The following is a 12625-nucleotide window of genomic DNA, read 5'->3' as shown; positions in this document are numbered from 1 at the left end:
CGCGGCCGTCAGCGACGTCTTGCCGTGGTCGACGTGACCGATCGTGCCGATGTTCACATGCGGCTTGTTCCGCTCGAATTTACCCTTTGCCATCTTCATCTATCCTGTAAGTCTGTTGGCAGTCTGTGGATCCGGAAACTAGAAGACCCGACCCGGTGTGAAGTCACCGCCACATAAGGCTTTCACCGCGGTTCCGCAAGCCAAAAGCTGAATTGACGGGTCTGGGCGGCGGCTGCCCTGCCCGGCATCGCCCTCTCTGCGGCACGCAGCGGCGGCGACGCTGCCGGGCCGATCGACCGCCGGCGGCCGCGCTTCGGGCATCCGGTCGACGGGAAGCCTCGCGGCGAAGCGACAGCATGCCGCCGGATGACTGGATAACGGCGCCCCCGGACCGTGGAAGGATCCAGCCAGACGGCGCGGGTCGACCGGTGAGGTTCCGGAGCCCTTCCATGCCGGAGACCTATATGAGCATATGCCCGGCGCAATCGGCGCCGTGGATGGCAAAAACAACGAACGAGTTGAAAAAACATACTTATTACGGCCACTTGTCAATGGTACAAATTCAAACTACCAATTGTAACGGTATTGTGATTTCGGATTTTTCTAATACAAGGTTCACGAAAATGTCTGCGCGGAAAACGAGCTCGAATGGAAGCCGCGGCGTCAAGACGCCGCAACGACCCGGCAGTCAGCAGCGGGTGGCCAATCTGCTGGCCGCTGGTGCGGATCTTTTTGCCGAAAAGGGCTTCGATGCCGCGACCATGACGGAGATCGCCGCCAATGCCGGGGCATCGATCGGGTCGCTCTATCAGTATTTCCCGGCCAAGGAACCGCTGGCGGCGACACTGCACGCCAGCCAGATCGCCACGCTCGATACCATGCTCGAGGAACTGCGCGGCGAATGCGTCGGGCTGGACGCTTCCCAGTTCTGCCACAAGCTGTTCCTGCGGCTGAGCGACTTTCTCAGGGCTAACAGCTCCTTTGCCGTGCTCACCGAACGTCGCACGATCGACCCCGAGGTGATCAACTCGGCGCGGGCGAGGCTGCGCGCCGGCCTCAACTCGCTTCTGGCGGTGATCGAGCCGCCGGTTCCGGAGCAGCGCCGTCCGGCAATGGCCGCGATCATGCTGCATTTCATCCGCATTGCCGGCACCATTTCGCGTGATCCCGACTCATCGATCCGCGACAGGGCGCTTGAAGAAATGTGCGGCATGCTCTCGGGTCACCTGGCCGCCATCCAGTCCGGCAGCTGACCGCCGCGGCCGGAACGGAGCCCCGTGCGACGCCGATGAATTCCGCGGACAGCGACAGGGCCGGCGCGATCGGCGGGCTATGCCGTGCCATCCGGCTTCGCCCAATTGCCTGTGCCCGCGCCCGCCGCGGTCCGCATCGGCTCCTGGTAGTCCGGATCGAGCCAGTCGCTGAGATTTAGCCCGGTCAGCTCCGCCGTGCGCGCAATGTCGCCCCTGAAAATGGTATCCAGCTTGGCGCGCGCGCGAAGCGGGATGATCTCCATTTCGGCATTCGCAATCGGGGCGACGTAGTCGGTGACCGCCGCAGCCGCGTCCCAGCCGCCGATTCCGAGAAATTCCGACACCCCGGCCAGCGTCGTGGCAGGCTCGCGCCACAGCAGATCTGTGCGAAGAAAATGCACCTGATGGCGGGGAAAGATGTCGAACAGCCTCTCGATCTGCGCCGCATAGAAGCCGCGCTCGACATACGAATAGACCGGATGGGCCCCGGCTTCGGCAAGATGAACGCGAAGCCGTCCGTGCACCGAAATCACCTCGTCGAAGGTCAGCGCCTCGTTGCTGCGCTTGCGCTCCATCCGCCATTGCGAAAAGGCGCGGCGGCCTGGATGGCGCAGCGCCAGGATCAGCTTCGCATCCGGATTGTAGCGGCGGAGGCGAGCCAGCGCCTGCGGCCAGTAGATGTAGATCGGCGTGCTTTCACCGCGCAGCACATCGCCGGTGCTCCAGTCGAACGCGTCATGCAGCCGCTGATAACAGGGCTCGGCCCAGTCGATCGCCTCGTCGTCGAAGAAATGGACCTCCTTGACCGCAGCCATCTGCATCGAAGGATGGCTCCGGCAAAGCCTGTCGAGCGCGGTGGTCCCGCCCTTCTGGACCCCGATGATGAAGAAATCGACGTTTTTTCGCAATTGCCCTTGCCTCTTGATGCTCCAACCGGTCCACTCAACGCCAGTCTGACCGATGAGTATCAAGATCACCATGAATTCCAACCCTTCCAAGCGACCAAACATCCTGTTCATCGTCGCCGACGATCTTAATTCCTGGATCGAGCCGCTCGGTCGCCATCCGCAGGTGCGCACGCCGAACATGAACCGCCTGGCCGCGCGCGGCACCGTGTTCACGCGCGCCTACTGCTCCGCGCCGTTCTGCAACGCCAGCCGCATGTCGGTCTTCACCGGATGCCTGCCCGAAAAGACCGGCGTCTACGGCAACCAGTCCTTCTGGGACGCGCCGCTGCGTCAGAAGACCTATCTCGAGCATCTGCGTGAGGCCGGGTATCACTGCTTCGGCGCCGGCAAGGTCTTCCACGGCACCTTCGACTACGCCACAGCCGGGCGCGAGAGGGCGCCGGCCGCCACATGGCGCGACACCGAGAACCGGATGGCTGCATGGGATGAGTTTCACCCCAGCACCGCCGAACCGATGCCGCCACAGCGCCCGCTCAACGGGATGTTCGATTTCGATCGCTTCGAAACCGTGTCGCCCTGGAACCATCTCTTTGACTGGGGCGTGCTGCCCGCCGAGCGCGAGGACGAGATGCCAGACGGCCGAACCGTCGCGCATGTGACCGATTTCCTGATGCGCCCGGGTCGGGAGGAATTCTTCTGCGCCGCCGGGCTCTACAAGCCGCATCTGCCCTGGTACCTGCCGCAGCGCTTCCTCGATCTCTATCCGCTCGACGAGGTTGTGCTGCCCTTCGTCAAGGATGACGATCTCGACGACGTCCCGGAAACCGCGCGACTGTGGGCCACCAATCCGCCCGATCACGAGACTGTCTTGCTGCACGGGCAGTGGCGACACGCCGTCCAGGGCTATCTGGCGGCGATATCCTACTGCGACAGCCAGATCGGCCTGATCCTCGACGCGCTCGACGCGTCGCCCTACCGCGACGATACGATGATCGTGCTCTGGGGGGACAATGGATTTCACCTGGGAGAAAAGTTGCACTGGCGCAAATTCGTGCTTTGGGAAGAGGCCACGCGGGTTCCCTTCATCGTTGTCCCGCCGGGCGGCGGCGGGCGCGCCAGGGTCGATTCACCCGTCAGCCTCGTCGACCTGTTTCCAACGCTGTGCGAGCTTGCCGGGCTTGCGCCGATCGATGGCGTGGACGGCGAATCGCTGACGCCGCTGATGCACTCGGACACGGCGTCGCGCAGCGGCCCTGCCGTGATTACCTGGCAGCAGGGAAACCATTCGATCCGGTCGGGCAGCTGGCGCTACACCCGCTACAGGGACGGCGGCGAGGAGCTCTACGAGCAGATGGCCGATCCCTACGAGTGGACCAATCTGGCGCAGGATCCGCGGTTTGCCGAGACCCTGGCGCGGCTCAGGCTGGAAATGGAAAAGGTCGCCGGCGGCTGATCATCCCGGCTGGTGCGCCTGGAATTCCCGCCTCCCTGGGGCCATGCTTGAGAGCCTGAACGGGGTTGAGACGTTGGGTGGGGCGGGTGGCACATGGCACCCCTCATATGCCATTTCCGGCGCCTGGCTGTGCCAAGCGGCTCGATATCCGAGCAGCAGGCCATTCACGAAACAGACCGGACAGGTGGTTTGCGATCCTAGCCGGTAATGCGCGTTTACGGCCTGGCGCCCCGGGTGAAGTCTGCTCGCAGACGTCCGTGTCGATTTTGACGATGGCGACGGTGTCGGAGCCGTTGGCACTGGAGCGGGTAGAGGGAATCGAACCCTCGTATTCAGCTTGGAAGGCTGCTGCTCTACCATTGAGCTATACCCGCATCATGACCCGCCGGCGGTGGTGGAGGGAGTTGGATTTGAACCAACGTAGGCTGAGCCAACGGATTTACAGTCCGTCCCCTTTAACCACTCGGGCATCCCTCCGGTCCAGCCGCCAGGGTCACGCATCCAAGGTGCTATGGCAGGTTTGCGGGGGGCCTTGCGGCCGACCCGGTCTGCGGTCGGGGTTATGACCGCAGGCTGGTGCCGTGTCAACCGGATAGAGGGAAAACGCAGCGGCTTTTTCACGGCTGGCCTGGCGCTGCCGCTGCCGCCGCGGGAGCCGGGCATCGATCCAGTTGCCGGTGCCCGATTGCGTGGCGTGTCAAATGGCGTATAAGCCGCCCATGAGCAACGACAACGATACCGACAAGCCGGGGTCCGACCGCGACACCCATTACGCCAAGCTGCGCCGCGTGCACCGCGACCGCAAGCGCGCCGACAGCGGCCTGCCGCCGTTCGAGCCGAAGGGCAAGCGCGCCCTGCCGCCGCGGAAGGGCGAATTGTTCGGCGCGCCGGTGGCCGGCGACACGCTCTTCCTCTACGGCCTGCACACGGTGCGGGCAGCGCTCGACAACAAGGCGCGCAGGATCCGCAAGCTGATGGCCACGCGCAACGCGCTCAACCGACTCGGCATTGCCGAGGACTACGCGTTCCCCTTCCCCATGGAACTGGTGACGCCGCAGGACATCGACCGGCTGCTCGGCGACGACGCCGTGCACCAGGGCGTGATGCTGGAAACGGCGCCGCTCGTGCCGCGGCGGCTCTCAGAACTGGGCGAGACCCGGCTGATCGTGATTCTCGACCAGGTCACCGACCCGCACAATGTCGGCGCCATCATGCGCTCGGCCGTCGCCTTCGACGCCGGCGCGCTGGTGACGACGCAGCGCCACAGCCCGCAGGAATCGGGCGTGCTGGCCAAGAGCGCTTCCGGCGCGCTGGAGATGATCGACCATATCGAGGCGCGCAACCTGTCGGACGCCATCGAGACCATCAAGGCGCAGGGCTTCGTCACCATCGGGCTTGATTCCGAAGGCGACACGGCGCTCGAAGGCGCCTTTTCCGGCGAGAAGATCGCGCTGGTGCTCGGCGCCGAGGGCAAGGGACTGCGCCAGAAGACCCGCGACACGGTCGACGTGATGGCGCGGCTCGACATGCCCGGCGCCATCAAGTCGCTCAATGTCTCCAACGCCACGGCCATCGGCCTCTACGCCGCCCGGCAGTGGCTGGACACGGCGAAGCAGCGCTGACAAAAAGTTGACGTCAAAGCGCGGCGGCGGCCGCGTTTTTCGCTTGCCTGGCCCACCGGATATGCTAGGTCGGGAGCGCTGCCCTTGTAGCTCAGTTGGTAGAGCACCTGATTTGTAATCAGGGGGTCGGGAGTTCGAGTCTCTCCGGGGGCACCATTTTTCTAGTAAATTCAATTCGTTAGAGGCTGTGCAGCGCGCGATTTTTGCCGCTCGGTTTACACTTTCTGGCGCAGTTTACAGAATCGTTTGCTGGATGTTCTTGAGACAGCGGAATGACAGCGCCCTGCCAGGGCACTTTGGCGAGCCCATTCGGTATGAAAGCAAGTCTGTTGGGCATCCATACCGTTCATAAGACGCTCACCGATGGCAGCCGGGCGAGCTATCACTACGCCTGGCGCGGCGGCCCGCGCATGCTGTCCAGGCCCGGCACCAAGGCCTTTACCCAGGAATTTGTGCGGCTGACCATCGGCCGCGAGAAGGAGAGCCGCCCCGGCACAGTCGGCAGCCTGATCGACGGCTACATGGCCTCGGCCGACTTCCACGCCCTCGCCTTCGCCACCCGCAGCGACTACGAGCGCCGCTTCGAGCTGATGCGCATCAAGTTCGGGACCATGCCGGTGGCCGCCCTCGAGGCGCGCGGCGTGCGCAAGCTGTTCATCGACTGGCGCGACACGATGAAGGCGACGCCGAGATCGGCCGACATGCAGATCGGCCTCGCCGCCCGGCTGTTTGCCTGGGCCAAGGATGGCGAGATCATCCTGCGCAATCCGCTCGAGCGCGTCTCGAAGCTTCACGCCGGCAGCCGCCGCAACAATGTCTGGACCGCCGAGCAGCTCGACACCCTGCTGGGCAAGGGCGCCCCGCACCTGGTCGACGTCGCCCTCGTCGCGCTCTGGACCATGCAGCGCCAGAATGACGTGCTCACCCTGCCGGTGCTCGCCTACAATGACGGTCGCCTGACCATCCGCCAGCAGAAGACCGGCGAACGCGTGGCGATCAACGCGGCCGACGCCATCCGGCCGATCCTCGATCGCGCCAGCGCCGCCGGCCGCCAGCGCGTGCTGGTCAATTCCTTCGGGCAGAACTGGACCTCGAGCGGCTTCCGCGCCTCCTGGCGCCGCGAACTCGCCCGACTGGGAATATCCGGCGTGACCTTCCACGACCTCCGCGGCACCGCCATCACCTACGCCTACGCCAACGGCGCCACCATCGAGCAGATCGCCGAGATCTCCGGCCACTCCGCCGCAGACGCCGAAAAGATCATCCGCCGCCACTACCTCGCCGGCGCCGCCGTCATCAAGGCCATCCAGCAGAGCCGGCCGGGGAGATAGGCTGCGGGTGAATTCTGCAGATCTTATCCTGTTCTTGGCCTCATCGGCGCCGATGCAGAAAAGAGCAATCGCCACCGTCCTGTGATTGCGGCAAATCAACTCCTATTGAGTTCAATAACTCTCTCTGTTGGGAAAACGCCTGCAGAACCTCAGGCTGCGTCCATGTGTGTAAGAATATCCTCCTCCCAAGGTTCGATCGATAGTGTTGAGACCCGTCTAGTCAAGAGGCAAACTTATTAGGTACGGTACGAGCTACGGAGAGCACTGCGATGTTTCTCGTCCAAATTGAGGAGAAAATATTTGACTAATTTGCATGTTTTTGAAGCCGACACCGACGCTACTCTGGTACGGGCAGTCGCGGGGACAGAACACCTGCTCATTACAGGGCCCGCCATTATTTCCCAAGATCTTACAGAGTTTGCACGCGAATTTGGGTATGAACAAATTGTTAGGGTAACATCTGACGAACTGGACATTACATCCGCGCTTCTCACAGCGGGACCTCAACTTTGCAGATTAGCGTTAGATCTTGGGATAGATTCGTATTTTTATTTAAACAATACTCCTAGCAGAATTTTCAATATTAAAAGTTTTTATCTATTGAATTCCGTCATCGCACTTAATTTTTCCGACTATCTAATACACACTTTTCCAAATTTAAGAGAACTTGCAATTACAAATGGAACATTCGAATCCAGCTTCATATACAATATCGCAAAAAATCTACCGAAACTGACAACACTCATTTTGCCAAACTCGGATCTGGGCGATGCCGGGGCGCAGGCCATCGCGGAAAATCTCACCGCGCTGACGTCGCTCACCATATCAAACAACAGCATCGGAGATGCCGGGGCGCAGGCCATCGCGGAAAATCTCACCGCGCTGACGTCGCTCACCATATCAAACAACAGCATCGGCAAAGCCGGGGCGCAGGCCATCGCGGAGAACCTGCCCGCTCTGACATCACTCTCCATATCGGACAACAGCATCGGCGATGCCGGGGCACAAGCCATCGCGGAAAAACTAACCGCGTTGAAAACGCTTTCCATAGCGGACAACAGCATCGGCGATGCCGGCGCGCAGGCCATCGCGGAGAGCCTGACCGCCCTGACATCACTCACCATATCGCTCAACAGCATCGGCGATGCCGGGGCGCAGGTCATCGCGGGGAACCTGACCGCGCTGACATCGCTCTCCATATCTCACAACAACGTCGGCCATGCCGGGGCGCTGGCCATCGCGGGGAGCCTGACCGCGCTGAAATCGCTCACCATATCGTCCAACAGAATCGGCGACGTGGGAATGCAGGCGATCGCGGCAAATCTCACCGGGCTGACATTGCTCGATGCATGGGAAAATGAAATTGGCTATGCCGGAGCAAAGGCGATCGCCGAGAATCTCACCGAGCTGACAGGGCTCGATATATCCGAAAACAGCATCGGCGAAGCGGGGGTAAAGGCGATCGCAGAAAATTTGCGCGCGTTGACATCGCTCTTCGTATGGGGCATCGACATCGGCGACGCTGGCGCGGAGGCGATTGCGGAGAATCTGACCGCTCTGACATTGCTCGATGTATCGTTCGCCAACATCGGAGAAACTGGGGCCCAGGCGATCGCGAAAAACCTGCTCGCGCTGAAATCGCTCGATGCATCGCACAACGGCATCGGAGAAGCCGCGACCCAAGCCATCGCTGAGAACCTGACCGCGTTGACATCGCTAAATCTTGCGTTCAACAGCATCGGCAAAGTCGGTGCCCAGGCGATAGCTGAGAACCTGACCGAGTTGACATCGCTAAATCTCTCGTACAACAGAATCGGCAAAGTCGGTGCCCACGCGATCGCGGAAAATCTTACCGCGCTAAAATCGCTCAGGTTATCAGACAGCGGTATCGGCGATGCCGGCGCCCAGGCGATAGCGAAAAATCTTACCGCGCTGACATCACTCGATCTATCGCAGAACAGCATCGGCAAAGCAGGGGCGCAAGCGATCGCGGAGAACTTGACCGCGCTGACATCGCTCGATCTATCCAGTAGCGACATCGGCTTTGCTGGGGCAAAGGCGATCGCGGAGAACCTGACCGCGCTGAGATCGCTCGATGTATCGAACAACGATATTGGAAATATTGGGGCAAAGGCGATAGCGGAGAATCTCACTGCGCTCACATCGATCACTATGTCGTCCAACGGAATCGGCGAGGCCGGCGCGCAGGTGATTGCAAAGAATATGACCGCTCTGAAATCGCTCACCATATCGGCCAACGAAATTGGAGAAATCGGGGTAAAAGCAATCGCGGAAAACCTAACCGCGCTGAGATCGCTCACCATATCGAACAACAGCGTCGGCAATGCCGGCGCGCAGGCGATCGCGGAGAACCTGACCGCGCTGAAATTGCTCTCCATGTCAGACAACAGCTTCGGCGATGCCGGCGCGAAGGCGATCGCCGAGAGCCTGACCGCACTGACAGAGTTGGATGTCTCGTCCAACCTCATCGGCGATGCCGGGGCTAAGGCGATCGCGGAAAATTTGACCGCGCTGAAATCGCTTGATCTATCAATCAACTTCATCGGCGATGCCGGGGCTAAGGCGATCGCGGAAAATTTGACCGCGCTGAAATCGCTCGATCTATCGACCAACCGCATCGGCGATGCCGGGGCCAAGGCGATCGCGGAAAACCTAACGCGGCTAAGCTCGCTCCAATTGTCAAAAAACGGCATCGGCGACGTTGGAGCGCGCGCCATACTTGGTGAATTCGCGGGAAGCGGCATTGTTATTCTGGATCTTAGCAAAAACCCTTGCGTCGACCATCTAATGACGCCCGAGAATTTCGATACCAGCGATGCAAAGGCGCTGCTCGCAGCGTGGAACGACTACGAGAGGTCGAAACACGCTGGCGCACTTGCGCCACTGAATTCAGCTAAACTGCTGATCTTAGGAGAAGAAGCCGTGGGTAAGACCTCTTTGGTCCGCTACCTGGTCACTAACGCGCCACGCGATCCCGAGGAAATGAAGACACAAGGCATCAGGCAGAGCGAGAAGATCGAAACCACGACATGGCGGCCGGACGGGTGCAGCATTCGAATTAATGTGTGGGATTTCGCCGGACAGGAGATTACCCACGGCACGCATCGCTACTTTCTATCCGAACGTAGCCTCTATCTGCTTGTCTTGGAGGACCGCCGAGAAGACAACCCTCCTACAGAAAAATGGCTGCGAACGATTGCCGCAATTGCGGGAGATGCTCCGACAATCATAGTCATCAACAAATCCGACAACGGCAAGACCGCGTTGCGCCTGGACGAGGAGGGTTTGCAACGTCAGTATCCTCAGATCGTGGGTTTCTTACGCACGGCCTGCAACCAGGACGACTGGAGTCGACATAGCATCGCCGCATTGCGCATGCTGATCGCCAACACCTTGGTCGAGGATCGCCGCTTAGATGCTCTGCGAAATCCGGTGCCGATCCACTGGCTGGCAATCAAGGACGCAGTCGAGGTGCGTGCCCGTGAGCAAGCAGTACTGCAACTAGAAGAATTCAACGCGATCTGCATGGATCCAGACATAGTGGGAGACCGCCAACTCGACGCTCCGGATCTACGCCGCAGCCTGCTGCGCATGTTACACGAAATGGGAGTTATCGTCGCGCATGGCTTGTCGCGCGACGCGCCCGCCGCGCTGCGCGCAGTCTCCCTGCTCGACCCTAACTGGTTAACCGATGCGATATATTCTGTGCTGAACGACACTAGGTTGCAGGAACGCGGTGGCCGCTTCACCCAATTAGACCTTGCCGCTTGTCTCGACCCAGACCGATATCCGCCCGAGCAGTTGGAGTTCATCCTCGCAATGATGCAGGACCCGGCGATTGGGTTGTGCTTCCGGCTTGATGGATCTGAGCAGGTGTATCTGGCGCCGGATGCCCTTCCGGCCAACAGTCCCGATTTTTCCGGATGGGAAGATGGAGCGCTGCGGTTCCGTTTCCGTTACCACGAATTGCCGCGGCCGGTCATGACGCGTTTTATCGTCCGCATGGCTTCACGCCTCGAATCCCCAGCCAACGCCTGGCGTACCGGGGTACGACTAAAGATTGGTCCATCTGATGTACTGGTGCGTTCTTTCCCTGAGCAGCGGATGATTGATATTGCGATCAAAGGCGATTTACGCCGGGACGCACTGGCGGTGGTACGCGATTCCTTTGGTGAAATACACAAGGGGTTCGAAGAACTGAAGATTCAGACTTTCGTACCGATGCCTGACAAGGCAGATGTTGAGGAAGACTATTCTTTTCTTTTGCGGCTAGAAAAAGAAGAAGGGAAGGACTATCGCCACCGCCCCACCGGGGCAGACCGGGCCTACAGCGTCGGGGAGTTGCTCGAGTTGGTAGATCGGCGGGTGGCTAAAGATAAGCCGTCGGCGGCTCCGTCCAACCTGCCTCAGCCACAGAACTCACTCCCCCAGCCTTCCTGGCGTAACCCGACAATCATTGCCCCCACCGCTCTGGCTGGGGCTCTTGCATTCACGCTTGCATTTGGTTGGTCGGTGCCGTGGAGGATTTGGATACTCATCGTCATCCCAGTCTGGTTTCTTTATTGGAGTTTTCTCCGGGGAAGAGACCGTGCATTCATGTTTCGACGTGTTCTCGTTCTTTGGGTCCTGTCGGGCATTGGGCTTGTTCTAACGCGCGGTGCTTCGTTCGCGCTAAATCTGCAGTGGCTTCAGATTGGATTCGGCAACCTCGACTGGATCGCAATGGTGGGCTGGCTGCTTGCCGGGTTAATCATAGCCTTCATGGCATATCAAGAGCATAGAAGCCCGCTATAGCCAGATACACGATAGTGAAGTACCACAATAGTTATCTGAAATCCCAAGGCTTCAGATTGATTCCTGGCCCGTTTTCTTCGTTGCCGCGCTGCACCTGCAGACGTCTGGAATTCGCCCTCCTCTGTTATCCAGGTACTGCTGCTCCCCATCGTGTACGAAGCAGTCGTCGCCCTTTCGAGCTAAGGCCCTTGAACCCTGCACCCAATGCGTTGTCCTTGACTTTGACTAAGCAGGCTCTATTTCGATCCTATCCAATCTCCGAAGAACTGTTTTCGCCGTTTACTTTTTCATTCCGCATCGTTGATTTGATTCGCAAAATTAAGGCCTCAGTTTACTGCTATTCAATTCTTATCTTATTGAATAATTTTCATTTGTGCTTTGATTTGTAATCAGGGGGTCGGGAGTTCGAGTCTCTCCGGGGGCACCATTTTTCCTAGTACATTCAATTCGTTAGAGGCTGTGCGGCGCACGATTTTCGCCGCTCAGTTTACACTTTCCGGCGCGGTTTACAGAATCGTTTGCTGGATGTTCTCCATGGCGCGGAATTACAGCGCCCCGCCAAGACACTTTGGCGACCCCATTCGGCTTAAGCGACGTCCTGGACCTGGACGAGTTGTTCCTCGGGCAGAGGCCGCTGCAGTTCCTTCGCCTCGTCCCATGGCGCGGTCAGCCATGTGTCGATCTCTTCCGGTGTGGTCAGGATGACTGGCATGGCTTTGGGATGGATCGGAGCGACCACCCCGTTCGGCTCGCAGGTCAGAACCGCGAAGATGTCGGCCTCGATCTCGCCTTCCTTCACCTTCCGAACGGAAGTCCACCTGGTCCAGATGCCCGCGAAGACGAACAGCGGCCGGTCGGCCGACACGGCGAACCAGTGCAGCGGCAGTCGCTTGGTCTCCGGATCCCGCACCTTGCCGTATTCCGAAAACTCGGTGGCCGGCACCACGCAGCGGCTCTCGACACCGTGCCAGCGGCGCCAGTGCGGCGAGTCGAGGTTGCGGACATTGGTCACGCCGGCATCGGTCTTCTTGCGCTCGAGGAACTTTGGCGGCGTCGGCATCCCCACAGTGCCCGCACCAGCTCACGCTCGCCGTTGGCGTCGGCGCGCACGATCGGAGCGGCATAGTCCGGATAGACCTTGCCAGGCTCAAGGTCGCCAGCCCGGGAATGCAGCGCCCGGGTAAACTCCCACCTTATTTCAGTTGGGGAAGAGACCGGGTTGGATTGACTAAGTCAAAAAGAA

The 12625-nt window shown here is 60.1% G+C and carries 6 protein-coding genes, 3 tRNA genes and 1 pseudogene; 6 read left to right on the top strand and 4 right to left on the bottom strand.

Features of this window, described 5'->3' with window-relative positions:
• The first annotated feature begins 449 nt into the window (after positions 1-449).
• Positions 450-1253, top strand: coding sequence for a TetR/AcrR family transcriptional regulator (locus DFR52_RS01325; protein WP_245415152.1), 804 nt, complete (start codon positions 450-452; stop codon positions 1251-1253).
• Positions 1254-1330: 77 nt separating this feature from the next.
• Here the strand turns inward: DFR52_RS01325 and DFR52_RS01320 are convergent, their stop codons facing one another.
• On the bottom strand, positions 1331-2374 hold the full coding sequence (locus tag DFR52_RS01320) for a sulfotransferase family protein (RefSeq protein ID WP_245415151.1): 1044 nt from the start codon (positions 2372-2374) through the stop codon (positions 1331-1333).
• Between DFR52_RS01320 and DFR52_RS01315 the strand changes: the two genes are divergently transcribed.
• Positions 2262-3614, top strand: coding sequence for a sulfatase (locus DFR52_RS01315; protein ID WP_245415205.1), 1353 nt, complete (start codon positions 2262-2264; stop codon positions 3612-3614). The genes DFR52_RS01320 and DFR52_RS01315 overlap by 113 nt on opposite strands.
• 300 nt (positions 3615-3914) lie before the next feature.
• Here the strand turns inward: DFR52_RS01315 and DFR52_RS01310 are convergent.
• Positions 3915-3988 (bottom strand) — tRNA-Gly (locus DFR52_RS01310).
• 18 nt (positions 3989-4006) lie between these two features.
• Positions 4007-4091: transfer RNA gene (locus DFR52_RS01305), tRNA-Tyr, on the bottom strand.
• A gap of 242 nt (positions 4092-4333) precedes the next feature.
• Here DFR52_RS01305 and DFR52_RS01300 point away from each other — a divergent pair.
• The 4 genes from DFR52_RS01300 to DFR52_RS01285 all read left to right on the top strand — a co-directional run bounded on the left by DFR52_RS01300 (position 4334) and on the right by DFR52_RS01285 (position 11382).
• Entirely contained in the window at positions 4334-5236 is a 903-nt protein-coding gene (locus tag DFR52_RS01300) for a TrmH family RNA methyltransferase (protein ID WP_110030124.1), read from the top strand.
• An 80-nt stretch (positions 5237-5316) separates the two neighbouring features.
• Positions 5317-5392 (top strand) — tRNA-Thr (locus DFR52_RS01295).
• Between the two features lie 173 nt (positions 5393-5565).
• A complete protein-coding gene (locus DFR52_RS01290) occupies positions 5566-6567 on the top strand; it encodes a tyrosine-type recombinase/integrase (RefSeq protein ID WP_245415150.1) in 1002 nt (333 codons plus the stop codon).
• 300 nt (positions 6568-6867) lie between these two features.
• Positions 6868-11382, top strand: coding sequence for a COR domain-containing protein (locus tag DFR52_RS01285; RefSeq protein ID WP_146215520.1), 4515 nt, complete (start codon positions 6868-6870; stop codon positions 11380-11382).
• A gap of 586 nt (positions 11383-11968) precedes the next feature.
• Here the strand turns inward: DFR52_RS01285 and DFR52_RS01280 are convergent.
• Positions 11969-12579, bottom strand: a pseudogene (locus DFR52_RS01280) (SOS response-associated peptidase).
• Positions 12580-12625 lie beyond the last annotated feature (46 nt).

Source organism: Hoeflea marina, from assembly GCF_003182275.1.
Classification (GTDB): domain Bacteria; phylum Pseudomonadota; class Alphaproteobacteria; order Rhizobiales; family Rhizobiaceae; genus Hoeflea; species Hoeflea marina.
This window is presented reverse-complemented; position numbering and strand designations above follow the sequence as displayed.